This is a genomic window from Nocardia noduli (assembly GCF_019038455.1).
Taxonomy (GTDB): Bacteria; Actinomycetota; Actinomycetes; order Mycobacteriales; family Mycobacteriaceae; genus Nocardia; species Nocardia noduli.
Genome location: NZ_JAFMPL010000056.1, coordinates 12,854 through 37,493, shown reverse-complemented (window position 1 = coordinate 37,493; position 24,640 = coordinate 12,854). Strand labels below are relative to the sequence as shown.

Below are 24,640 nucleotides of genomic sequence, written 5' to 3'. Positions count from 1 at the left end.
TCACTGCGCCACGTCGACGCCGTACCCGCGTGCCAGTGCCGCCAAGCCGTCGGCGTAGCCCTGCCCGAAGGCGCGCAGCCGCCAGCTGTCACCTCGCACGTAGATCTCCGCGAGCAGCAGCGTGCGTTCCTCGGTGGCCGCGTCGAGGGTCGCCCGCGCCACCGTGCCGACGTCGGCACCGGGGGCGAACTCGATCTCGATCGCACCGATATCGCCGAAGGTGACCCCGGCACCGTCGAGCGCGGCGGCGAGAACGACCCGCACACAATGCTCGGGCAGGCGATCCAGCGACACGTCGACGGATTGTTCACTCGGCCCGTCGGCGTTGAGGCGGATGCCCACGGCCTCGGGTTGGTTGTAGAAGACGAAATCATCGTCACCCGATACCTTTTCGTGGCCGTCGAGCAGAAAGGCGACCACATCCACCTCCCAGTTCCGGCCCTGGATCCACGACGCGCGCACCGTCCAGGTGTCACCGTGCACGACTGTCGGAAGATCCATCACATGTCCGGGCCCGAGTACCACCGGCGGAGGCGAATCGGATACGGCGGACCGTCGCGGCGGTTCGAACGGCATCGCGCCGGAGAGCTCTCCATCCTCTCCGGGCGGTGGCGACGGTTCGGGCAGCTGCGGGGTCGGAGCCAGCGCGAGCAGTTCGGGGCCGTGCACGGGCAGGCCGAGTTCGACAGCCTTCGCCAGCCGGTGATCGGATTCCGCACCGGGCAGGGTCAGCACATCGGTGACCCGGGCGGACATATTCACCGCGGCCGAACCACCCAGCTCGCCTATGCGCGCGCGGATCGCCGCCGCCTGCGTATGGGATCCGCCCAGGACCAGGAAACGGCGGCCCGATAACGGTGCGTCCGCTCGGTCCTCCCGGCCGCGCCGTGAGGCCGCGGCGGGATCGTCCTTGCCCCGACCGGGCCGGACCTTCTCCAGCAGCGTGCGGAATTGTCGTTCGGTCAGCACCGGCGTCGCGTATTCGACGGCTCGGCGTGCCTTGCCGGTCCCGGAATGTGGCGTGTTCGTGACGAGCGCGCTCGTCTGTCTGCTGACCGCGCCGGTGACGTCGAGTCCCGCCGCTTCCGCCTCGGCGACGAGGATTTCGCGATCGACGCTCGTCTCACCGGTGAACGCGATCTTCATGCCCTGCACCAGAGGTTCACCGGCACCCAGTCGACCCGGATAGGTGTAGAGGCAGGGTTGTTTCGGCCCGGTGCGCGATGTTCGGCGGCTCCAACTGTCCCGGTAGTTCTCCTTGGGCGGGCAGGCCAACAGGGGCGGCGCGACACCCAATCGCGCGGCGTCGGCCACCAGTGCGCGCAGCACACCCGCCAGCACGCGGGTGTCGTCGAGGGCGTCGTGCGCCCGTGTCTGCGCGATGCCGTAATAGGACGCGAGTGTCGCGAGTTTGCAGTCCGGGACGGGCAGACAGACTCGCCGTGCGAGCGCCAGGGTGCACAGCCGACGACCCACCGGCAGGACGTCGCCCGTGAGATCGAATTCCCTGGCGAGGAATCCGTAGTCGAACCGGGCATTGTGCGCCACCATGACCCGGCCGGTGAGCAGTTCCGAGAGTTCTTCACGCACTTCGGCGAACGCGGGCGCGCCGCGTAAGACCTCGCGGGTGAGGCCGTGTATGTGCACGGGTCCCGGATCGCATCCAGGATCGAGCAGGGTGTGGAATTCGCGGGTCACCCGTCCCGCGGTGTCGAGGGTCAACGCCGCGACCGAGAGGACGCGGTGCTGCGCGGCCCGCAATCCGCTGGTCTCCACATCGACCACGGTGAAAGACCCGAATCCCGCGTCGAGGGACACCTCACCAACATTCGCCATCGGCTGCATGAGCATCGCATCGCGCGGGCACCCGAAAATGTTGCACCGCACGGTGTGTCACTCGACCGATGGTCAATCCTGTATCGCGAGCGCCTGTCTGATCGTCAGCCTGCCCTGGGTCTGCATGAGTGAGCGGCGGTAGATCTTCTCCGCGACGACGACGATGCCGTAGGCCGCGACAGCCATCAACGCCAAGGCCACCAACGGTTCCCACCACGCGGCGGTGCCGTCGGCGAGCCTGCTCGGCATGGCGACGATCGACACGACCGGGACGTAGGAGGCGACCACTCGGCCGGTGCCGGTGAGGAATATGCCCGCGAACAACACAATCATGATCAGGATCGACAGCGGTGTCGCGGTGGAGTTGAGGTCCTCGCTGCGCGTCGCGAGTGATCCGGCCACGGCCCACATTCCGGCCAGTGCCAGGAATCCGACGACGAAGAAGACGATGAACCAGCCCGCGGCGCCGCCGATCCGGCCTACCTGGTCGGCGCGTCCGGTGGCGGCCAGGCCGACGAGTCCCGCGCCGACGAACAGCGTCAGCTGCGCGAACGCCATCGCGGTATTGCCCGCGACCTTGCCGATGAGCAACTGCCGCAGCGGAATCGCGCTGGCGAGGATTTCCACGATGCGATTCTGCTTCTCCTCGATGACGCTCTGCGCGATCGACATGCCGAACAGCACCGACGCCATGTAGAACAGCAGGGCGAAGACGAAGGCGACGATGCGTGCCAGCGCCGGGTCGACCGCGCTCTCGTCCAGCAGGTCGTAGGTCACCCCGCCGCCGCGGCCGAGTTGTTCGAGCGAGGTGCCGGAGGCCTCGGCATTGCGCTGCAACGCGATCTGCTGTGCGGCCGCGCCGAGATAGGTGGCGGCATTGTCGTCCTCGGCGGATTTCCCGATGAGCCGCCAGCCCGAATCCGTCGGCACCAGCCCGACGTCGACCTGCTCGTCGCGTACCTGTTGTTCGGCCGCGGCGATATCGGCGACCGGGCGGGCGGTGAAGGCGACGTTCTTGTCGGCGCGATCGGCGAGCGTGTCGGCGGTGCGCAGCACCTGCTCGGTGTCGGCGCCGACCACCGCGACCTCGATCGTGTCGGTACGTCCGGTCACCAGGGTGCTGATCACCAGCGAGGCGACGATCGCCGCGATCGTGACGAGCGTGGAGATCAGGAAATTCCGATCGCGCAGTTTCACCGCGATCTCCCGCGCGGCGACGATCCGCCACACTCCGCGCGGGGCGCTCACGCGGTCACCTCGCGGTAGATATCGGAGACCGATTGGCGCACCTCGGCCAGTTCGCGCACCGAACCGCGGGCGAGCGCCGCGGTGAGCAGGTCGTCGGTACTCGCTCCGGTCAGTTCGAGCAGCGCGGTCGCACCGTCGACCTCGAGCACCCGCACCCCGGCGAAATCCTCCAGCCAGCCCGCGTCACCACCGAGCGCGAGCCGATACCTGGTCGTGCCACGCGCGCGCAGATCCGCCACCGATCCCCGCCCGACCACCCGGCCCGAGGCGAGAATCACCAGCTGATCGCACAGCCGCTCGACCAGATCGAGCTGATGCGACGAGAACAGCACCGGAACCCCCTGCCGCGCATAATCTCTCAGCAGCTCGGCCATGGCGTCGACGGCGCCGGGATCGAGACCGGAGAACGGTTCGTCCAGGATCAACAGGCTCGGCTCGGCCATGACGGAAGCGGCGATCTGCACTCGTTGCTGATTGCCGAGCGACAGGGATTCGAGTTTGTCCCCGCCCCGGTCGCCGAGGGCGAAACGTCGCAACAGCTCATCGGCCCGGCGTCCGGCATCGTCGGCGCGGACGCCGCGCAACCGAGCCAGGTACACCAGTTGATCGCGGACGGGCTGCTTCGGATACAGACCGCGCTCCTCCGGCATGTAGCCGAACGAGCGACGATCATCGACGGTCACCGGCCTTCCCCGCCACCGCACCTCACCCCCGTGGGTGGCGAGTACGCCCATGATCATCCGCATGGTGGTCGTCTTACCCGCCCCGTTGCCGCCGACGAATCCGGTGAGCGCTCCCCCCGGCACCTCGAACGACACATCATCGACCGCCACCTGTTCGCCGAACCGGCGAACCAGGTTCGCGACTTCCAGCATCGAGTCCCCTATCCGCGTCGATACACTCCACCCTACCGAGCGTCGGCGTCGTCGCGGCCCGCTGCCACGGGCCCCTCACAGGCGACGCGTCGAGAAAGTAAGGTAAAGTAAAGGTAATGTGGAGTTAAGCGTTAGGGCGTGGGGTGAACGTTGAAGTGACACCGCTGCCGGGAATCGGTGTGCGTAAAGACTTTTCATTGAAGGGCGTTCGTCGCCGGGTCGGGGTGGTCGACCACAAGGACGGCACCATAGATCTGATCTTCACCACCGAAGCGGATCCGGATACGACGGTGCAGATCCCGCTGTCGGGCAACGAGGCCAGGGTGCTCGCCAATCTGCTCGGCGCACCCCAGCTGGTCGCCCAGCTCCGCGAGGAACACCGGGATATCGAAGGCGTGAACACCAGGACGCTGCCGGTCCTCCAGGGTTCGCCCTACGACGGGCGCACGCTCGGTGAGACCGAGATGCGGACCAGGACCAGCGTCTCCATCGTCGCGGTGATGCGCGCCGGTCAGGTACATCCCTCCCCCGGACCCGATTTCGTGTTCACCGCCGGTGATCTGCTGATCGCCGTCGGCACCGCGTCGGGCCTGGACGCCGCCGCCGAACTCCTCGCGGACGGCTGAGCCGCCGATGGTACTGGAAGGAACCACGCTGGCACTGATCCAGTTGGGCGCGGTCTTCTTCGGGTTGGGCGTTCTGGGCCGCGTCGCGGCGAAAATCGGGTTGTCGCCGATTCCGTTGTATCTGGTCGGCGGACTCGTGTTCGGCACCGGCGGCCTGATCGAACTGCACGAAGTCGACGAATTCATCCATATCGCCAGCGAAATCGGCGTCGTCCTCCTTCTGTTACTCCTCGGCCTGGAATACACCGCGGCCGAATTGGTCACGGGGATGCGAAGATCGTGGCCGGCCGGTCTGCTCGATATCGCGTTGAACGCCACGCCGGGCGTCATCGTGGCCCTGATGCTCGGGCTCGGATTCACCGGCGCGATCGCCCTCGCCGGGGTCACCTACATCTCCTCCTCCGGCATCGTCGCGAAGGTGCTCAACGATCTCGGCAGACTGGGCAACCGCGAAACCCCGGTCATCCTGTCCATCCTGGTCTTCGAGGACCTCGCGATGGCCGCGTATCTGCCCGCGCTCACGGCCGTGCTCGCCGGGGTCGGTTTCGTCGCGGGACTCACCACGCTCGGTATCGCGCTGGTCGCGGTGACCGTGGTGCTCGTGGTCGCGTTGCGCTACGGCAAATACGTCTCGGCCGTCGTCGCCAGTGACGACCGCGAGATCTTCCTGCTCAAACTGCTCGGCGCGGCGTTGCTCGTCGCGGGTCTGGCATCGGCGGTGCAGGTGTCGGCGGCGGTCGGCGCGTTCCTGCTCGGTATCGCCATCTCCGATTCCACCGCGCACAACGCGACGAAAATCCTCGAACCGCTGCGCGACCTGTTCGCCGCGATGTTCTTCGTACTGTTCGGGCTCAGTACCGATCCGTCCAGTATCCCGCCGGTGCTCGGCTGGGCGATCCTGCTCGCGGTCGTCACGACGGCGACCAAGATCGGCACCGGGTGGTGGGCCGCCAAACGCACGGGCGCGAGTCCGCTGGGCCGGGCCCGCGCGGGCACGGCGCTGGTCGCGCGTGGCGAATTCTCCATCGTCATCGCGGGTCTCGCCGTCACCGCGGGCGCGCTGCCCGCCGAATTCGCCGCGCTGGCGACCACGTATGTGCTGCTCATGGCGATTCTCGGACCGATCGCGGCGAGGGTGGTCGAACCGATCACACGGTGGCTGCTCGACCTGGCCGCGCGACGTCGGACCGACCCCGTTCCGGACTGACCGAACACCGTGCCGCCCGGCCCCGATGAATATCGGGTCCGGGGTCCGTCTTCACCTGCGACCCCACCGGATACCGGTGGCGCACGCAGTGAGAGGCGGCAAGCATGGAGACGATCACCACCCCGGCCGGAATCGAGATCGCGTTCGATCGGTACCCCGGCGACGACGCGGGAACGGTCATCATGATCGGCGGCGCGTTCAGCTTCCGGAAGTTCCCGAAGATGGAAGAGATCTCGCGCGCGCTCGCCGACGAACACGGGCTGACCGTCCTCAACTACGACCGTCGCGGTCGCGGTGACAGCACCGACTCGCCGGGGGTGTACGACGTCGACAACGAGATCGACGATCTCGCCGCACTCGTCGAGGCGGCCGGTGGCTCGGCATCGCTGTTCGGATGGTCGTCGGGGGCGGGCCTGGCATTGCGCGCGGCGGCATCGGGGCGGGTGCCAGGTATCACGCACGTGGTCGCCTTCGAGCCGCCGTTCGTCGTCGATCACGACAATTTCGTGCCGGGGGCCGAGGTCGGCGCGCGCTTGCGCGAGTTGATCGCCGACGGCCGTCGCGCCGAGGTCGTGCGCTTTTTCATGACCCGGGCCATGGGGATGCCGCGCTGGGTCGTGGCGCTGATGCGGGTCACGCCGATGTGGAAGGATCTGCTCGCCACGTCGGGCGCGACCGCGCACGATTGGGCGATCATGGAGCCCTTCATGCGGGGTGAGGCGCTGGTGGCCGCCGACTGGGCGGGAGTCACCGTACCGACGCTGGTCATCTCCGGCGCGAAGAGCGACGCGCTGCTGCGCACCGCCGCCCGCGCGATCACCGCGGCGCTCCCGAATGCCACCCACCTGGAAATCGCCGGGTTGAGCCACAACCCGAAGGTGAAGCTCATCGCGCCACACGCGGGCGCTTTCCTGACGGGGACGACAGCACACGGGGATTCGGTCGCCCCCGAGCACGCCTGACCGACCGATCGGCCACAACGACGATGCCAAGGTCCACCTCGAGCAACAGGGCTAGGACCGTTGCGGCGCCGCGGCGGCCAGCTCGTCGACGGTCCCGGACATGATCGTGCGGATGTGGGCGGTCAGGTGCTCGAGGGGCCAGTCCCACCAGGCCAGCGCGAGCAGGCGGTCCACCTCGGCATCGCTGTAGCGGCGGCGCAGCAGCCGCGCCGGATTGCCGCCGACGATCCCGTAATCGGGTACGTCGTCGACGACGACCGCGCCGGACGCGACGATCGCGCCGGAGCCGATGCGCACTCCCGGCATGACGGTGGTCCCGTTGCCGAACCACACGTCGTGGCCGACGACGGTGTCCCCGCGCACCGGGAGATCCACCAGCAGGTCGGTGTGTTCGGCCCACGATCCGCCCATGATGGGGAACGGGAAGGTCGACGGACCGTCCATCCGATGGTTGGCACCGTTCATGATGAAACGGGTGCCGGTCCCCAGCGCACAGAATCTGCCGATGACCAGCCGCTCGGGTCCGTAGTGGTACAGCACGTTGCGCGCTTCGAACGCTGCCGGATCGTCCGGGTCGTCGTAGTAGGTGAACTCCCCCACCTCGATCAACGGCGAGGTGATCAGTGGCCGCAACAGGATGACGCGCGGCTGGTCCGGGATCGGGTGCAGGACGGTCGGATCGGCGGATGGCACCGGGCGGCTCCTCACTTCACGTGCGACGACTGTCGGGTCATCATGGCCGATCGCGGCCGCGCACCCCGTCTCAGCCCGGCGCGATCGCCGTGATCAGCGTGCGGTTGGCGGAGGTGCGGGTGGTGATCAGCTGGGTGAAGGTGTTCGCCTCCTCGCCGGGAACCTGCTGCGTGAGGCGGACCCGCCACCGGGTCTGACCTTCGGTCCCCTCGGCGGGGGTGATCTCCACGCAGTACAGGGTGCCCATCGGCACCTGGTTGATACCGCGCTGGATCTGTTCGGCGAGCGGGACGAGGGAATTCTCCGCCACCACCGCGCGCGCGGCGAAACCGGAACGCTGGACGTAGTAGGCACGTTCGAAGGCGAGGATCGCCGAGGGTCCGTCGGTGGTGCCGCCGGGATCGGTGCCGGAGACGATGCCGGGGGCGCGGCGCTGTTCGCATCCGGGGGTCGCGATGACGGCGGGTTCGCCCGGCGCCGGGCCGGTTCTGGCGGCGACCGTCGACGACGGCCGCGCGCGAGCACTTTCGGTTGCGGCCGGTCGCTTCTTGTCCGAACCGTGCAGCGCGATCAGGACAACGGCGCCCAGCGCGACGACGATGCCGACCCCGATCAACGCACCGAGCCATCGACTGCCGCCGCTACCCTGCTCCTGAGTGGTGCGACGCGGACGGCGCAGGGCGACACCGGGATTGCCCCCGGTGCGATCGACGATCGACGGGACGCGAATCTCCGGATCGTCGTCGGGCGGCGGTTCGACGTCCTCGTGACGGGCGCGCGGTGGCGGCTCGACGATCGGTTCCGGCACGGGCCTGGTCCGCGCGACGGGTTCGAGCCATTGCTCCCAATCCCCCGAACGCCCCGTGTGATCGGAGGCCGGACCGGGATCGGGCAGCGGCGGTTCCGCCGGATAGTCGGGCGTTTCCGCGAGCGGATCCGCGGCCGCCGGACCGGTGCGAACCGGCGGCCTGCGTCGCTTCTTGGGCTGTTTCTTCACCGGCTGGCGCAGCATGGGCAAGCCGGTGTCGAACGGGTTGTCCGGACCGGGGCCCGGACTGCCGGAATCAGACGAAGTCATCGCCGAAATCGCCGATGACGGCGGCCGGGACCGTCACGGGTTCGAGATCGAGCCCGCCGGCCGGAACCGTCACGCCGAGCTGGCCGTCCTTCGGTTTGTGTTCCTGGTCGTTGCCGCCGGATTGCGGCGGCATGGCGACACCGCCGGTCGGCCCGTGCTGTTGCGTGGGTTCGGGCACGGACGGGCGCGGCGTCGCGCCGCCGTTGTTCTGCGGACTGTTCGCGCCGAAAGGCGCCTGCGACAACGGCGCGGGCCTCGGATCGTCGGCGACGGAGGGATCGTCGCGGCCCGGCTGGACCAGGGTGCTGCGATTGTTCGGGGTGCCCGCCGGACCCGTTCCGCCGAAATCGAATTGGCCACCACCGGGTTTTGACCCGGTTCCGGTTCCGGTCCCCGCACCGTTGCCATCACCAGTGGTGCTGCCGGGATGGATCAGCTCGGGAATCGCCTTGTCGATGACCTTGTCCACCGAGGCCGCGACGGTATCCATCGCGTGGGTACCGACCTCGACGATCTTGTCGATGAGGTGGGTGCCGATATCCACGCCCGCGCTGATGCCCGCGGTCCCCAACTGCACGCCCGCCGAGATCAGCTGCTGCTGCAATTGCAGCCGCGCCGCGAGCACCGGATCCATCTGCTGCACATTGACGTTCTGCGTGCTGCCGCCGGTGGCGCCGCCGGGGACGTATTGCAGCGTGCCCTGGGTCTGGGACCGGTTGTCGTAGGTGGTCTGGTTCGTGTCGAAACCTGCGGGCGCCGACACCGTGACCGGCCCGGTACTGCCGAGCTGCCCGGTGAGATTGTCCATCTGCGAACGGGTGGACTGCACGGTCTCGATGGCATCGCGCAACGCCTGCGCACCGCGCTCGACCACCGCGTCGGTATCCGGCGACGCCGTGGCGACGCTGAGGATGCGGCGGGCGTCCCTGCGGAAATCGGCGATGATCTCGTCGACCTTCGCCGCCCCGCGCGAGGTGGTGGTCTGCGCGTCGGAAAGCACCGCGAGATAGGCCGGTCCGCGATCGGAGATCTCACCGAGTTCGGTCTGGGTCGTCCGCAGATTCGGGATCGCGGCGTCGGCGGCTTTGGAGGTCCACGTCGATTCCAGCGCGTGCAGACCTTCGCGATGCGGAGTCTCGGTATCGGCGGTCGTCGTCGACGCCGCGGACAGCGCGCCGGTGATGGCCTGGTTCGGGGTGCCGACACCGGTGCCGAGTGAGGCCCGCAGTTTCAGGATGGGCTCGACGAGCACGGCGACCAGCGGCGGATCGACGGAGGGATCGAGGGTTCTCAGCGAACTCGCGTCGCTGTCGGAACCGCGTTTGCGTAACCGCCTCATGCCCATTCCTCTCCGGTCCTGGCCAACCCGCCCGCGGTGTCGGCATCCAGGTCCTGCATATCGGCGCTGTAGGCGCGCAGCACCTGGCCGTAGGTCGCGACCAACTGGCCCGCCGTCGACAAGGCCCGCGAATGTTCCGCGACGGCTTCGGTGAACCGCGCGGCGAATTCGGCGCCGACCAATCCGAGATCGGCGGCGAGTTGTTCCGGGCGCACGGCCTCGGCCGCCACGGCCGCCGCCGAGGCGAGCTGCTGCGACACCCTGTCCGCGGTGGTGGTGTAGGCGGCCACCGCCGCCGGGTCGAGATTCAGCGCGTCCACTGTTCCCCCTTCACCGAAACCGGCAATTCCGAAACCCCATATCCGAGAATCGACAACTCGGCGTCATCAACAGCGCGGTGTCATCGATAGCGCAGTGTCATCAATAGCTCGGCGTCGCGGCATGATTCGACACAGCGAGCGTACCCGTGAACGCCCCTCCCGTGCGCCCGATCCCCGGAGTCCGGGCAAGTTCCGGCCCGCTCACGCGCCCCCGGGCCGCCCGGTTTCACCCGGCTCCACAAGGCACGACGCCGATTGCCCGGCGCATGCCGGACAGGTACGCCGGTACCGAACGAGACCGGAGAGTCCGGGTCGGGCCGACGGGGCCCGGTGGTGGCGACGGATTTGCCGATGGTCGGGAACTCTTGCGCCACAGCGTCGTCGGCATCGACTTCCGGTCCGGAGTTCCGGCATTGTGGCGTGCGCCACGGCCGGATCATCCCGCGACAGTCAGATCGCGGATCTCGCTTCGAGGTCCGGACGCTCGACCGCCGAGGACGCGGCATCGACACGGCGGTTGTCGAAATGATCTGCCACGGCGGTCAGCACGGCCGAACAACTCGCGTCGAGGACGAGGGTGGCGAGATCGTCGGCGCGGGTATGGCCGCGATTCAGGATGACCACGGGTTTGGCCTGTTTGGCGGCGTGGCGGGCGAAGCGCAGGCCCGACATCACGGTGAGCGAGGAACCGGCGACGAGCAGCAGGTCGGCGTCATCGAGGAGGGCGAACGCGGCGGCGACCCGCTCGCGCGGGACGTTCTCGCCGAAGTAGACGATGTCGGGTTTGAGCATGCCGCCGCAGTGTTCGCAGTCGACCATCCGGAAATCGGCGGTGTCGGCGATGATCGCGTCCGCGTCCGGGGCGACCTCGACACCGGTGACCGCCATCCGCTCCCCGAACCCGGGATTGGCGGCATCGAGCCGGTCGGCCAGTGACATGCGGGAGATGAGCGCCCGGCAGCCGAGGCAGCACACGCGGGCGTAACTGCCGTGCAGGTCGAGCACCGTGCGGTGCCCGGCCTTGGTGTGCAGCAGGTCGACGTTCTGGGTGATCAGACCGGTCACCACACCCTGACGTTCCAGTCGGGCCAGTGCTCGATGCCCCTGATTCGGTCGCGCGGCGTCCATGTGCCGCCAGCCGATGTGGTTGCGTGCCCAATAGCGCTGCCGGAACACCGGGTCGCCGACGAACTGCTGATACGTCATCGGGGTGCGCGGCGGCGAGTCGGGGCCGCGATAGTCGGGGATTCCACTGTCGGTCGACACGCCGGCACCGGTCAGCACCGCGATCCGGCGGCCGTCGACCAGCGCGAGCAGCCGCGCGATCTCCGGTTCGGCGAATTCCGACATGGAATTCAGGGTACGGCGACCCGACGAATCCGCCGCTCGCGCGGCCACGGACCTGCCGACCCCGGGTGGGCGGATCTCGCGACGGCGACCTCGTTCGGCGCGGTCGGGATCACCTCCACCTCCCATCCTGCCTATGCAATGCACATCTGAAGGCTCAGTAATCGTGCAGATTGCTCAGTCATTCTGCTATCGGTTGTTCACCTGGCGCTTTGTGGGCAAGATGGCCGTCACGAGTGATCAACCACGTGATGCGCCCGACCGGCGCCCGAGCGAATGGGTGGATCCGCATGACCGACCTCACCGATCGCGCACCGATTCCCACCACCGACGACCTGGCCGACCGCTACCGCGTCGGTGCGAGCACGACCGTGCTCACCGGCGTCCAGGCGATCGCCAGGCAGTTGGTCGAACAGCATGTGCGCGATCTGCGTGCCGGGCGGCGCACCGGTACCTTCGTGTCCGGCTATCAGGGCAGCCCGCTCGGCGGTGTGGACAAACTGTTGTTCGGCATGCCCGAGGTGCTCGCCGAACACGACATCGCCTTCACCCCAGGGCTCAACGAGGAACTGGCCGCGACGTCGGTTTTCGGCAGCCAGGCCGTGCTGCCGGGCGACGCCGCGACACACGACGGCGTGGTCGGCGTCTGGTATGGGAAGGGACCGGGGCTCGACCGCGCCACCGACGCCCTGCGCCACGCGAACATCTACGGCGCGAACCCCCACGGCGGCATGCTGCTGCTGGTCGGTGACGATCCCGCGGCGAAATCCTCGACGGTGCCGGTGGCCAGCGAACGCTCACTGGCCGCGATGCATATCCCGGTGCTGTTCCCGCGCAATGCCCGCGAGGTGATCACCATGGGATTGCACGGCGTCGCGCTCTCGCGCGCGAGCGGCTGTGCCGTCGCGCTGAAGATCGTGGCCGATGTCGCCGACGGCGCGTGGACCGTGGACGGGTCGGTGGGCGATATCGACATCGTCGTCCCGGCCATCACCCGCGACGGACACCCGTTCACCTACCTCCAGCGTCCGATGGCGGCCCCCGCGGCCAGTGTCGCCGCAGAGGCCGATCTGCTCGGCCCGCGCTGGGACCTGGTCAAGGCCTACGGCGCGCGCAACGATCTGGACGTCATCGAGGTCGATCCGGTCGACGCCACGGTCGGGATCGCCGCGGCGGGAACCACCTTCGACGCGGTACGCCAGGCCCTGCTCGATCTCGGCGCCGACGACGCGGCGCTGCGCCGCGCGGGCATCCGGTTGCTCCGCATCGGCATGCCCTATCCCCTCGGCCCGCAACGCGTCAGGGAATTCGCGACCGGGTTGAGCTGCCTGATCGTGGTCGAGGAGAAGTCCGCCTTCCTCGAGTCCCAGATCCGCGACATCCTCTACGGCACCGTGGCGCCGCCGCGCGTCCTCGGCAAATACGACGACGACCTCCCGCTGTTCCCCCTCGACGGCGAACTCACCGCGGCCCGCGTCATCGCGCCACTGCGCCGGGCGCTGGCCGGTCGGCTGGAGATGAAACGTCCACTGCCGCCGCCGCTCACCCTGTCGGTCCTGCCCGCCCAGCGCACCGCCTACTTCTGTAGCGGTTGCCCGCACAACCGGTCCACCGTGGTCCCGGACGGCTCGCTGGCCGGTGGCGGGATCGGCTGTCACACGCTGGTGACGATGTCGGGCCGCGCCGACAACCAGGTGCTCGGACTGACGCAGATGGGTGGCGAGGGCGCGCAGTGGATCGGGCAGGCCCCGTTCACCGGTATCTCGCACCTGTTCCAGAACCTCGGCGACGGAACGTATTTCCACTCCGGGCAACTCGCCGTGCAGGCGTGTATCGCCGCAGGGGTGAACATCACCTTCAAATTGCTGCACAACGAGGTCGTCGCGATGACCGGCGCGCAGCACGCGCAGGGCGCGCTCACCGTCCCCGCGCTGACGCACCGGCTCGCCGTCGACGGCGTCCGCCGGATCGTCGTCTGCACCGACGACCCGTCCAAATACCGCGCGCGCGATCTGGCGCCGGGAACGCTGCTGCGACACCGCGATCAGCTCGACGAAGTCCAGCGGACGCTGCGCGAGATCCCGGGTGTCACGGTGCTGATCTACGACCAGCACTGCGCCGCCGACGCGCGCCGCGGCCGCAAGCGGGGCACCATGCCGGCCCGGCGGACCAGGGTCGTCATCAACGAGGCGGTGTGCGAGGGCTGCGGTGATTGCGGCGTCAAGAGCAACTGCCTGTCGGTCCAGCCGGTCGACACCGAATTCGGCCGCAAGACGCGGATCGACCAGACCGCCTGCAATACCGACTACAGCTGTATGGACGGCGATTGCCCGTCCTTCGTCACGGTGGAGCTGCCCGAACCCGGGCGCGCGACGCGGCGACGCCGCCACCGGCAGGAACCGCCGATGCTGCCGGAGGCGGTGCGTGAGGCACCCGCCGCCACCCAGAACGTCTTCCTCGCCGGGATCGGCGGCACCGGCATCGTCACCGTGAATCAGGTGCTCGCGACCGCGGCCCTGCGCGCCGGATACGAGGTGGCGAGCCTCGACCAGACCGGGCTGAGTCAGAAGGCCGGACCGGTCGTCGCCCATCTGCGATTCGCGGCGGGACCGCTGGAACCGGCGAATCGGCTCACCCCCGGTTCGGCGGATTGCGTGCTCGCTTTCGACCTGCTCGCCGCCGCGGACCCGAGGAATGTGGTCTACGGGTCGGCGACGACGACCGTGTCGGTAGCCTCCACCAGTCGCACGCCGACCGGGCCGATGATCTACGACACCGGCGTCACGTATCCCGACACCGGTGAACTGCTCGCCCGGCTCGGCACGGCCTCGCTGGCGCTGCGCTCCTTCGACGCGCTCGCCGCCGCCGAGACGCTGTTCGGCGACACCGCCGCCGCCAATTTCCTGCTCGTCGGCGCGGCGTACCAGCTCGGTGGACTTCGGTTGCCCGCCACCGCGATCGAGGAGGCCATCGGCATCAACGGCGTCGCGGTGAGCACCAATATCGCCGCGTTCCGCTGGGGCCGCGTGGCGGTGCAACGGCCGGAGGATTTCTCGGCGGCGACGGCCACTCGACCGTCGCGGCGCACCGAGATCACCGTCCCCGCGCCGCTGCTCGACGGGCTCACCGCGACCGGGGAGACCCGCCGCCGGGCCGAGTTGCGCGCCGGAGAGCTGATCGGATTCCAGAATATCCGCGTCGCGCGGCGATACCTGAGTGTCGTCGAACACGCCTGGCGGGCGCAGCGGTCGGTCACCGAGCGCACCGAATTCAGCGAGGCGGTGGCGGCGGGCCTGTACCGGTTCAGCGCGTACAAGGACGAATACGAGGTGGCCCGCCGCCTCATCGATCCGGAATTCCGGGCCGAGGTCGGCGAGCGTATTCCCGACGGCGCGAAACTCACCTATCGCCTGCATCCGCCGATCCTGCGCGCGATGGGCAGACGCACCAAGATCGGCATCGGGCCGCGCGGGCACTTCGCCCTGCGGGTGCTGGCCGGAGGGAAGAGGTTGCGCGGCACCCCGTTCGATCCGTTCGGCTACGCGCGGGTGCGCCGGGTGGAACGGGAACTGCTCGCGCACTACACCGCCATGGTGACCGCACTCGCCGACGAACTCACCCCGGCGAACTACGACCGCGCGGTACGCGCCGCGGTACTGGCCGAGACCGTCCGCGGATACGAGGACGTCAAACTCGCCGCGGTCGCCCGGTACCGCGACGGTCTGCTCGAACTCGGGATCGACCCGCCGCGGATCTGATCCGCGGCGGGGTCAGCCCGCGCAGATGGACCCGACCGCCTCGGTGAGCACGGTCAGCCCGTGGTCGATCTCGTCGTCGGAGATGGTCAGCGGCGGCATCAGTTTGATGACCTCGTCCTCCGACCCCGAGGTCTCGACCAGCAGTCCGCGTTCGAAGGCGATCCTGCACACCTTCGCGGCCCGCGACGCGTCCTCGAAGACGAGACCGTGTACCAGTCCGCGCCCCCTGGTGGACAGACCGCTGTGCGCGCCCGCCACGTCGGCCAATGCGGCACGCACCCGTTCCCCTTTCGCCAGGGTCGAGGATTCCAGCGCACCGTCGGACCAGTAGTGCTCCAATGCGACCCGCGCGGTGACGAAGGCCGCGTTGTTGCCGCGGAAGGTGCCGTTGTGCTCGCCGGGGGTCCACTGGTCCAGTTCCGGCCGGAACAGCACCAGCGCCATCGGCAACCCGTAGCCACCGATCGACTTGGACAGCGTGACGATATCCGGGGTGATACCGGCGACCTCGAACGAGAAGAACGGCCCGGTTCGCCCGCATCCCATCTGCACGTCGTCGACGATCAGCAGAATGCCGCGCGCCGAGCACAGTTCGGCGAGGCTGCGCAGCCAGTCGGCGCGCGCGACGTTCACCCCGCCCTCGCCCTGCACCGTCTCCACGATGACCGCCGCGGGTTTGTCCAGGCCGGAGGAAGAGTCGTCCAGGGCACGGCGCATCCATCGCAATTCGGACTCGTCGCCGAGGTATCCGTCGTAGGGCATCGACGCCACGTGGACCAGCGGCACCCCCGCGCCCGCGCGTTTGGCCGCGTTGCCGGTCACCGCGAGCGCGCCGAGGGACATGCCGTGGAAGGCATTGGTGAAATTGAGAACCGACTGCCGCCCGGTGATCTTGCGCGCCAGTTTGAGCGCGGCCTCGACGGCGTTGGCGCCGGTCGGGCCGGGGAATTGGACCTTGTAGTCCAGACCGCGCGGCGCGAGGACCAGGTCGCGCAGCGATTCGAGCAGGGCGCGTTTGGCGACGGTCGACATGTCGAGCGCGTGCGTGATGCCGTCGCCCATGATGTAGTCGATCAGCGCCCGCTTCATGACCGGGTTGTTGTGCCCGTAGTTCAGCGAGCCCGCTCCCGCGAAGAAATCCAGGTAGTCGCGACCCTGTTCGTCACGCAACCAACTGCCGCTGGCGGTGTCGAAAACGGTGGGCCAGGATCTGCAGTAGCCGCGAACATTCGATTCGAGTGTTTCGAAAACGGCCATCTCGGCGACAGTCATCGGCGACCCTTCCTGTCGTGACGAGCGGTTGTGCCTTGTCAGAGCGGCGATTGCGCCAATCTGAAGTGACTGTGTTTCTAACACTGACGCGTCAGGTGTGCAGCAGTTTTCGAAAAGACGCGCGGAATCCTTCCGCGTGTCCGCGTCGCCGCACTAGAGTTGACTCCTTGTGCGCGGCGGTGCTGAGGGGGTGGAATGGCTTGCCGTGGCCATGCGCGCCCGGCGAACGGCGCGGGTGTACCAACAACTCGCCGTCGCCGGATTCCGCCGCCAGTCCCAATACAAGTTGGCGATGTTCGCCGGCCTGTTCACCAATTGCGTGTTCGGGCTGGTCCGTGCTGCGGTGATGGTGGCGGCCGTACGGGCCGCGGGCGATTTCGGCGGTTACGACGAAGGCTCGATCGGCGCCTACGTCTGGCTGTCACAAGCCCTGCTCGGCGCGATGCAATTCATGGGCCCGCCACTGGAATTGGTGGACCGGGTCAAGAACGGCGATATCGCGGTCGACTTCCTGCGCCCGGTCGACGTTCAACTGTCCTATCTCGCCACCGATCTCGGACGGGCCGCATGCACATTGATCCCCCGAGGTATACCGAGCGTCGTCTTCGGCTATCTCACTTTCGGACTCGCGATGCCGCATTCGCCATGGCCGTATCTGGTCGGCGCGATCTCGGTGTTACTCGCGGTGGCCCTGTCGTTCCTGTCGTTATTCGCTGTTGGCCTGATCGGTTTCTGGGTGGTGGAGACCCGTGGCATACGGGTGCTATACCAGATTTGCGGCACGTTTCTGGCCGGGCTGTTCGTGCCGGTCCACATGTTCCCGGAATGGCTGCGCACCCTCGCGCACGCCACCCCGTTCCCCTCGATCCTGCAGGCGCCGATCGATATCCTCTCCGGTCGCGTACTCGGTTCGGAGGCGATCGGGGTCGTTGCCACGCAGATGGTTTGGGTGGTGCTGATCGGCATCGTGGGTCGGATACTACTGGCGGCGGGCCGCCGCAGGCTGGAGGTGCAGGGTGGCTGAGCTTCCGCTGGTGAGTACACCGGCAGGCACCTGCCTCACCCCGTACATCGCGGTGCTGCGCTCACGCATGCGCGCCCAGCAGTCCTACAGATTGTCCTTCGCCAGTGAGGTTTTCAGCGCCTTCCTGATCGGGCTGATCGAATTCGCCGAAGTCTGGGTCATCTTCCACACCGTGAAGGTGCTCGGCGGCCTCGATCTCGACGCCGCGCTGCTGCTTTTCGGCCTGAGCAACACCACCTTCGCGCTGGCACAGGTCATGGTCGGCCACCTCGATTCCCTGCCGACACTGATTCGGCTCGGCACCCTCGACGCCTTCCACCTGCGCCCGCAACCGCTGCTGCTGCAACTCATCACCAGCGATATCTCCTTGCGCCGCCTCGCGCGCGCCGCCGTCGCGATCGCGGTGCTGACACTCGGGCTGACGCGCAACGATATCGACTGGGGGCCACCCACCGTCGTCCTGCTCGCGATCACTCTGATCGGCGGGATCCTGATCTTCGGCGGGATCTTCGTCTGCGCGGCCGGACTGCAATTCTTCCTGATCGACGGCGCCGAACTGACGAACAGTTTCACCTACGGTGGCTCGTTCGCCGCGATGCAGCCCGCCTCGGTCTTCCCCCCGCCGCTGAAAATCCTGTTCGGGTTCGCGATCCCGGTGTCGTTCACGGCGTATCTGCCGACCATCTGCCTGCTCGGACTACCCGGTCCACCACTGTTGCCGTCCTGGCTGGCCTGGTGGACCCCGGTCGCGGCGATATGGGTTTGGCTGCTCGCACTCTGCTTGTGGCGAATCGGTACTCGGCACTACCAGGGAGGCGGCGGGTAAGCGTGGCGGCCAGCGACTTATCGGACACGATCATCGATATCGAGAATCTGACAAGGGAATTCACCCTCTATCGCCGGAACGGCAAGAAATGGCGCCGTACCCGCGACACCCTCACCGCCGTCGACGGCATGACCTTCCGGATCGAACGCGGCGCCGCCGTCGGCTACATCGGAGCCAACGGCGCGGGGAAATCCACCACCATCAAGATGCTGACCGGCATCCTGGTGCCGACATCGGGCAGCGTGCGCACCTGCGGACTGGAACCGGTGCGTCAGCGGCGCAGACTCGCCTCGCGGATCGGCGTCGTGTTCGGGCAGCGGTCCCAGCTGTGGTGGGATCTGCCGCTGCGCGAATCCTTTTCGATTCTGGCCGCCATCCACCGACTCGACCCGGATATCACGCGCAAACGCACCTACGAACTGGTCGAACAGCTGGAAATGGCCGAGACGCTCGATACGCCGGTACGGCAACTGTCGCTGGGGCAGCGGATGCGGGCCGAGGTCGCCGCGGCCCTGCTGCACTCACCGGAACTGGTGATCCTGGACGAGCCGACCATCGGCCTGGATGTGCTGTCCAAGCAGCGACTACGTGAATTCCTGCGCGCGGAACGGGTGGACCGGGGCACCACGCTGCTGCTCACCACCCACGATATGGGCGATATCGAGCGACTGTGCGATCGCGTACTCGTGGTCGACCACGGCAGCCTGGTCTACGACGGTTCACTGCCCGGTCTCGGCGCGACGGTCGGCGCGCGCCGAGTGCTCGTCGTCGACCTGGCCGAGCCGACCCCCGACCTGCTCGACCTACCGTGCGACGCGGAACTGCTCACCAGCGAAGGCGACGGGATGCGGCAGCGATTGGCCTTCGACGCGGAGAAGACGACGGCCGCGCGATTACTCGCCGCGGTCTCGGACCGGGCCCAGGTACGGGATCTGTCCATCGAAGAACCCGAAATCGAGGATATCGTCCGGCGGATATACGAATCCGCCCGCTGACAGCGTCAGCGGGCGGATCAGCACTATTCCTCCGGGGGCGGGAATCAGGGTTCGCGCGGCCCCTGGTCGAGCCGGAACGGCGGATATTCGTCGCGCAGCAGCCCGGCGTAGACCGATACGCGCAGCAGCCATCGGTTGGCGCCCATCGAGAAATCGAATGGCAAGCAACCACGACTTGACCAGTACCGATCCGCGATGCAGCCGCTCGGGATAATAGGGGAAATGTCCCGACCACGATCCGATACCGACATGCCAACGATCGAAACGTCGTCATCGATATTTCCGCGGACTCCGGTCACGCGCGAGGAACCACCGCCCCCGCCGAGTGCACGGATGTACGCCGCGCGACCGGTCAGTCGGGAGCCTGATCGGTCGTCGAATACAGGCTCACCTCACCGCTTTCGCTCAGGAAGGCGTTGACCAGCATCACCCGATTGGCCAGGAGCTGTTCGCGATCCGGCGCGGCGGTGGTGATGTCGATCTGCGGAATCGTCGCCCAGTTCACCACGTACCGCTCGGGCGGGCCGTCGTCGTCGGACAGCCGCGCCAGCCGGAAGACCGACACCGTCTTGCGTTCGATGAGGGTGCGCACCACCTCGGCGATTCGCTCGGGGTCTTCCAGCGCGAACAAGAAGCCGAACGTCAGCTCGGGTGAGGACACATAGGCGGGCACGAATACCGAGGCTAGCCGATCGCGGACCGGTCCGCAGCCGCCCCGCCGCCGGGATTGCCGCACGTGCGCTGGCATTCGATCCCCCGGAAATTCGCTACCGAAGCTCAGGAAATCGTGCCGACGTATCCGAATCGTGACGGACCATAACGATTTCCGCCATGCGCGAGATTCTTACGGCATATGGTTGCGCGGCCGACGGCCGTCGCGCTTTCCTGAAAGAGTCCCGATATTCGGGCCGCCTTTCTCGTCGCATCGTCGCGGATTTCCCGGTTGCTTCACCGTGCGGTGAACCGTGCGAGAGGCGGCCCGCGCGGGACTACGCCGGAGCCGAGGGATCGCCCCTCCCCGAAATCTCCCTCGGCCCTGGCGTATCCATGCTCGGATCATCACCACAGGGGCTGCGCCATGGCAACCGAACACACCGAGAACCGCATCGTCACAGGCGAACTGCCGACCCGATCGGCGCTGTTGCGCACCTTCCGCGCGCCGGGCGATCCCCGGCTGCGCGGACACCGGGTACTGGAGGCGGCGGGCGAACTGGTGGAATGCCACGAGAGCAGGCAGCGCGCGCTGCGAACCGCGCGCCGCCCCGGCGCGTCGAGCGGACGGGTCGCCGCGTGCGCCCAGCAGGTGGACGATATCGACCACCGCAGGGCCGAACTCGTCGGGCGGATCGATCGGTGGGTCGCGACGAATGTGGCGCACCGCGGCGGCGCGTCGCTGCATACCGAGACACTGGGCTCGGTGATCGACCGACTCGCGGCGAAATGGATTGTGGCACAACAGGCCGTCGGCCCGAAGGCATCGATCGACGCACCGCGTCCACTGCGGACGGACGGTATCGCCCATCTGGAATGGACCAGACTGGCCGAATTGGCGGACGGCTACCAGGATCTGATCACCGACGTGACCGAACACCGTCGTAGGCTGCCGGTCTGGTGACCGGCAGCCTACGGCTGGACTATCGGCGGTCGTCGGTGTCGGGCCGCACGGGTTCCGGTTCCGGATCGACGAGTTCGGTCTCCACGATCTCGGCGTCCACGAACGGGGTCGTGCTCGGCGCCTCGTCGACGGTGTCGTCGATGATCGAGGCGTCACCGGTCGCGTCGATCCCGCTCTCGCGGTCGGCCTCCGCGTCCTTGCGCGCGGCCGCGGCGGCCTCGTTCATCTCGATCGCGTCGGTGATCCACTCGCCGATCTCCCGGGTCACCTCGGCGACGGTACCCGTGATGATGCCGGCGATATTTCCGACATGACGGGCTCCGGAAGACGTCAATTCCTGAATCAAATCCTTGTTGCTCTCGAATTTCCCGATCATTTACACGCCCACTTCGGTCGCCTTCCGCTGACGCATCACGATAACACCGGGTGAGGGGTCCATCCTGAGCGCAGCGGGCAGGAATTCGGCGATTCTGGATTCGAACAGCGCGGGCGGCAGCGCGAGCTTGAAGATCTTCGACCACACCGAGCCGATCTGCTTGCCGAACGAACCGGTGTTGTACGGCAATCCGTACTTCTCGCACAGGTCGCGCACCTCCCCCGCGATCTCCGGGTAGCGGTTCGCGGGCAGATCCGGGAACAGGTGATGCTCGATCTGGTGCGACAGATTGCCGGACATGATGTGGAACAGCCTGCTGCCGGTGATATTGGCCGATCCGAGCATCTGCCGGACATACCACTCGCCCCGGGTCTCCTCGGCGGTCTCGTCCTCGGTGAACGTCTGTACGCCCGAGGGGAAGTGCCCGCAGAAGATGATCGAGTAGGCCCAGACATTGCGCACCAGGTTCGCGGTGACATTGCCCGCCAGCGTGCTCAGGAACAGCGGACCCGACAGCGCGGGGAAGACGACGTAGTCCTTGAGGACCTGACGTCCGGCCTTGCGCCACTGGCCCTTCAGCAGTGATTTGACCTGGTCCCACGACCGATTGCCGCGCACGATGTTCTCGACCTCGAGGTCGTGGGCCATCACGCCCCATTCGAACAGCATCATCAGCGCGAACGCGTAGACGGGATTGCCCAGCCGCGCGATATTCCACTCCTGGGCCTGGTCCATGCGCAGAATGCCGTAGCCGATGTCGCGGTCCATGCCGTGGATATTGGTGAAGGTGTGATGCAGGTAGTTGTGCGAATGCTTCCACTGATCGGCCGGGCAGACCGTATCCCACTCGAACTCGCGGGAATTCAGGTCCGGCTCACGCATCCAATCGTACTGGCCGTGCATGACGTTGTGGCCGATCTCCATATTGTCCAGGATCTTCGACACGCTCAGGGCGGCCACCGCGGCCAGCCAGACCGGCGGCAGGAAGCCCAGGTACATCAGGCCGCGGCCCGCGATCTCGAATCCGCGCTGCGCCTTGATGATCGAGTAGATGTATTCGCGGTCGCGTTCGCCGAGATCGGCGACGACGCGCTCACGCAGTTCGTCGAGCGCCTTGCCCAGTTCTTCGACCTGGTCGGGGCTCAGGACCAGCGGTCCGTCTTTGGTTTCGGTCAGAATGGTCATGTTCGAATCCCCTGTCGATTGATTCTCAGATGTCGATCTCGACGTCGCCCACGGGGGCGTTGATGCACAGCTGGATGGGCTGATCCGGATCACTGTCGGTGTCTCCGGTCCGCAGGTTGCGGGTGCAACCGGTGCGGCGAACCGCCGTGCAGGAGAAGCAGATACCCATCCGGCAGCCGAACTCCGGGCTGAGTCCGGCGCCCTCGGCCTGTTCGAGCAGACTGGCACCGGTGTTGTCGGCGCTGACCCCGCTGCCGGAGAAATTCACCGTGCCGTGCGCCGTCGCACTGTCGACGGGAGCGAGCGCGAGGGTGAACTCCTCGGTGTGCAGCCGGTCGGACACCCGCTCGGCCGCGAAGATCTCGCCCGCCGCGTCCATCAGCCGCTTCGGCCCGCAGACGAAGGTCTGCGCGTCGGCGAACCAGGGCGCTACCCGCACCAGCTCGTCGTAGCCGAAATACCCGCCGCCGCTGACTTCTACACATGCGCCGGTGGCCGCCGAGCCGATCGGATCGGTGGCGCGCCTGCCCGGATAGCGCAGTTCGATGCGGAAGTTGCGGTGCGAGCGCGCGATCGCGTCGAGTTCGTCGCGATGCGGGACGAGAACCGGCGATTTCGCGTAGTGCAGGAAGACCAGCTCGCCCTGATAACCCTCGGCCGCCAGCGTCCGCATCATCGACAGCACCGGCGTGATGCCGCTGCCGCCACTGATCAGCAGGATCCGGTCGGGGCGTGATTCGGGCAGCGCGAACGTGCCGTCGGCCGGGGCCAGATCGACCACCATGCCGACAGCGGCGTTGTGATGCAGATACTGCGACACCAGCCCGCCCCGGTGCGCCTTGACGGTCAACTGGATGTAGCGCCCGCGCCTGCCCTCGGGATTCACCGGCGAATAGCACCTGGTGTGACGCACGCCGTCGATCACCACGCCGATCCGGACGAACTGGCCCGCGGTGTGGCCGCGCCAATGCCGGGTCGGGCGCAGGGTGAGCGTCACCGATCCGGGGGTCGAGCGGCGCACGTGGGTGATCTCGGCCCGCATCTGACGCGCGGTCAGGGTCGGACGGACCAATTCGAGGTAGCGGTCGAGCGGGTGCGGCGTGGTCAGGGTCTGCACCAGGTCGATGAGATCCACCATCAGATTCTCCGTGCCTCTCGGGGGCTGCGGCGTGCTCCCACAATTTCAGTGCACGCCTGTACACTCAACTAGTGTGACTGATGAACGGGGTCAGGTGTCAACCGGCAAGTTGTGTGACCCGAACTACATCCTAGGAACGGACGTATGGTGAACGGATGTATGCTCACCGTGATGACTGAGCAGGCAGCGACCAGAAATGAGCGCAAGGAGCGCACCCGGCAGGCCCTGCTGGAGGGCACACTCGCCCTCGCCTCCGACCGCGGATTCGCCGCGCTCAGCCTGCGCGAGATCGCCCGGTCGGCCGGTATCGTGCCGACGGCTTTCTACCGGCATTTCGAATCACTGGAAGATCTCGGCGCGACCCTGGTCGACGACGGGGTGACCGCGTTGCGGCTGGCCCTGCGTGAGGTACGCCGCAATTCCGACGCGGGCCTGACCGATACGGTGCGGTTCGTCTTCGATCAGGTCGGCCCCAAACGCGACCTGTTCGGCTTCCTGACCAGGGAACGCCACGGCGGGTCCGCGGTACTGCGCCGTGCCATCGCCACGGAATTGCAGTTGATCGTGCGCGAACTCGTCGCGGACCTCTCGCGCGTGCGCGCGCTGGACGAGTGGAGTCCGCGCGATCTGGAGATCGCCGCCGACCTGCTGGTCTCCACGGTGACAGACGGCATCGCCGCCTATATCTCCGCGTCCTCGCGCGAGGCCCAGCACATCATCGACCGGACCGTCCAGCAGGTCCGCCTGATCTCCCTCGGCATGGGAGCCTGGTCACCGCCCAAACCGCGGTAGCGGGCCGGCGTTTCCCGGGAGCCGTGCGGCGGGTACCGTCGGCGAGCGCGCCGACCGTTCCACGATCGCGCGTCCGATTCCCATCGCAGCCGGAAATCACGCGGCCGCGCGCCACGACTGGATGCGGG

Annotated in this window: 22 protein-coding genes and 1 pseudogene; 9 read left to right on the top strand and 14 right to left on the bottom strand. The window is 67.6% G+C overall.

Annotated features, from left to right (window positions below):
• From JZ792_RS25290 to JZ792_RS25280, 3 genes are all read right to left on the bottom strand, one after another.
• Positions 1-1,836, bottom strand: coding sequence for a TerD family protein (locus tag JZ792_RS25290; protein WP_254190318.1), 1,836 nt, complete (start codon positions 1,834-1,836; stop codon positions 1-3).
• 72 nt (positions 1,837-1,908) lie between these two features.
• Positions 1,909-3,084: an ABC transporter permease gene (locus JZ792_RS25285; protein WP_216914079.1), complete on the bottom strand. Its 1,176-nt coding sequence runs from the start codon at positions 3,082-3,084 to the stop codon at positions 1,909-1,911.
• Positions 3,081-3,959 (bottom strand): ABC transporter ATP-binding protein, encoded by an 879-nt coding sequence (locus tag JZ792_RS25280; protein WP_216914077.1) that lies wholly within the window; start codon positions 3,957-3,959, stop codon positions 3,081-3,083. The genes JZ792_RS25285 and JZ792_RS25280 overlap by 4 nt, the downstream gene beginning before the upstream one ends.
• Before the next feature lie 143 nt (positions 3,960-4,102).
• On the opposite strand from JZ792_RS25280, the gene JZ792_RS25275 reads away from it, so the two are divergent.
• The 3 genes from JZ792_RS25275 to JZ792_RS25265 all read left to right on the top strand — a co-directional run bounded on the left by JZ792_RS25275 (position 4,103) and on the right by JZ792_RS25265 (position 6,754).
• A complete protein-coding gene (locus JZ792_RS25275; protein ID WP_216914075.1) occupies positions 4,103-4,585 on the top strand; it encodes a cation:proton antiporter regulatory subunit in 483 nt (160 codons plus the stop codon).
• 13 nt (positions 4,586-4,598) lie between these two features.
• Positions 4,599-5,792, top strand: a complete 1,194-nt coding sequence (locus tag JZ792_RS25270) for a cation:proton antiporter (protein ID WP_216914105.1) — start codon at positions 4,599-4,601, stop codon at positions 5,790-5,792.
• 104 nt (positions 5,793-5,896) lie between these two features.
• A complete protein-coding gene (locus JZ792_RS25265) occupies positions 5,897-6,754 on the top strand; it encodes an alpha/beta fold hydrolase (RefSeq protein WP_216914073.1) in 858 nt (285 codons plus the stop codon).
• A gap of 51 nt (positions 6,755-6,805) precedes the next feature.
• Here JZ792_RS25265 and JZ792_RS25260 read toward each other — a convergent pair whose 3' ends face one another.
• The 5 genes from JZ792_RS25260 to JZ792_RS25240 form a co-directional block, all read right to left on the bottom strand.
• Positions 6,806-7,447 carry a CatB-related O-acetyltransferase gene (locus JZ792_RS25260; RefSeq protein WP_216914071.1) on the bottom strand — a complete coding sequence of 214 codons (642 nt, stop codon included), beginning with the start codon at positions 7,445-7,447 and terminating at the stop codon, positions 6,806-6,808.
• A 70-nt stretch (positions 7,448-7,517) separates the two neighbouring features.
• On the bottom strand, positions 7,518-8,525 hold the full coding sequence (locus JZ792_RS25255) for a DUF8176 domain-containing protein (RefSeq protein ID WP_216914069.1): 1,008 nt from the start codon (positions 8,523-8,525) through the stop codon (positions 7,518-7,520).
• Entirely contained in the window at positions 8,512-9,864 is a 1,353-nt protein-coding gene (locus JZ792_RS25250; protein WP_216914067.1) for a hypothetical protein, read from the bottom strand. Before JZ792_RS25250 ends, JZ792_RS25255 begins: the two co-directional genes overlap by 14 nt.
• Positions 9,861-10,184 (bottom strand): hypothetical protein, encoded by a 324-nt coding sequence (locus tag JZ792_RS25245; protein WP_216914065.1) that lies wholly within the window; start codon positions 10,182-10,184, stop codon positions 9,861-9,863. Before JZ792_RS25245 ends, JZ792_RS25250 begins: the two co-directional genes overlap by 4 nt.
• 450 nt (positions 10,185-10,634) lie before the next feature.
• Entirely contained in the window at positions 10,635-11,534 is a 900-nt protein-coding gene (locus JZ792_RS25240; RefSeq protein ID WP_216914063.1) for an NAD-dependent protein deacetylase, read from the bottom strand.
• Between the two features lie 287 nt (positions 11,535-11,821).
• On the opposite strand from JZ792_RS25240, the gene JZ792_RS25235 reads away from it, so the two are divergent.
• Entirely contained in the window at positions 11,822-15,289 is a 3,468-nt protein-coding gene (locus JZ792_RS25235; RefSeq protein WP_216914061.1) for an indolepyruvate ferredoxin oxidoreductase family protein, read from the top strand.
• A gap of 12 nt (positions 15,290-15,301) precedes the next feature.
• On the opposite strand, the gene ectB is transcribed toward JZ792_RS25235, so the two are convergent.
• Entirely contained in the window at positions 15,302-16,561 is a 1,260-nt protein-coding gene (ectB, locus tag JZ792_RS25230) for a diaminobutyrate--2-oxoglutarate transaminase (protein ID WP_216914059.1), read from the bottom strand.
• Between the two features lie 190 nt (positions 16,562-16,751).
• On the opposite strand from ectB, the gene JZ792_RS25225 reads away from it, so the two are divergent.
• From JZ792_RS25225 to JZ792_RS25215, 3 genes are all read left to right on the top strand, one after another.
• Positions 16,752-17,585 (top strand): ABC transporter permease, encoded by an 834-nt coding sequence (locus JZ792_RS25225; RefSeq protein WP_308165449.1) that lies wholly within the window; start codon positions 16,752-16,754, stop codon positions 17,583-17,585.
• 67 nt (positions 17,586-17,652) lie between these two features.
• Positions 17,653-18,411, top strand: coding sequence for an ABC transporter permease (locus tag JZ792_RS25220; protein ID WP_216914101.1), 759 nt, complete (start codon positions 17,653-17,655; stop codon positions 18,409-18,411).
• A 2-nt stretch (positions 18,412-18,413) separates the two neighbouring features.
• On the top strand, positions 18,414-19,406 hold the full coding sequence (locus tag JZ792_RS25215; RefSeq protein ID WP_232839570.1) for an ABC transporter ATP-binding protein: 993 nt from the start codon (positions 18,414-18,416) through the stop codon (positions 19,404-19,406).
• A gap of 44 nt (positions 19,407-19,450) precedes the next feature.
• Here JZ792_RS25215 and JZ792_RS25210 read toward each other — a convergent pair.
• Together JZ792_RS25210 and JZ792_RS25205 are read right to left on the bottom strand one after the other, a co-directional pair.
• Positions 19,451-19,549: pseudogene (locus JZ792_RS25210) on the bottom strand (DUF4389 domain-containing protein); the annotation flags it as partial.
• A gap of 209 nt (positions 19,550-19,758) precedes the next feature.
• Positions 19,759-20,079 (bottom strand): hypothetical protein, encoded by a 321-nt coding sequence (locus JZ792_RS25205; RefSeq protein WP_216914057.1) that lies wholly within the window; start codon positions 20,077-20,079, stop codon positions 19,759-19,761.
• Between the two features lie 405 nt (positions 20,080-20,484).
• On the opposite strand from JZ792_RS25205, the gene JZ792_RS25200 reads away from it, so the two are divergent.
• A complete protein-coding gene (locus JZ792_RS25200) occupies positions 20,485-21,021 on the top strand; it encodes a DUF4254 domain-containing protein (RefSeq protein ID WP_216914055.1) in 537 nt (178 codons plus the stop codon).
• 19 nt (positions 21,022-21,040) lie between these two features.
• Here JZ792_RS25200 and JZ792_RS42195 read toward each other — a convergent pair whose 3' ends face one another.
• Genes JZ792_RS42195 through JZ792_RS25185 form a run of 3 tightly spaced genes read right to left on the bottom strand, consistent with a single transcriptional unit; the run spans position 21,041 to position 23,720 of the window.
• Complete coding sequence (locus tag JZ792_RS42195; RefSeq protein ID WP_254190317.1) at positions 21,041-21,397, bottom strand: hypothetical protein; 357 nt, start codon at positions 21,395-21,397, stop codon at positions 21,041-21,043.
• A complete protein-coding gene (locus JZ792_RS25190) occupies positions 21,398-22,582 on the bottom strand; it encodes a fatty acid desaturase family protein (RefSeq protein WP_216914053.1) in 1,185 nt (394 codons plus the stop codon).
• Between the two features lie 25 nt (positions 22,583-22,607).
• A complete protein-coding gene (locus JZ792_RS25185) occupies positions 22,608-23,720 on the bottom strand; it encodes a ferredoxin reductase (RefSeq protein WP_216914052.1) in 1,113 nt (370 codons plus the stop codon).
• A gap of 171 nt (positions 23,721-23,891) precedes the next feature.
• Between JZ792_RS25185 and JZ792_RS25180 the strand changes: the two genes are divergently transcribed.
• A complete protein-coding gene (locus JZ792_RS25180; protein ID WP_254190316.1) occupies positions 23,892-24,512 on the top strand; it encodes a TetR family transcriptional regulator in 621 nt (206 codons plus the stop codon).
• Positions 24,513-24,640: the final 128 nt, after the last annotated feature.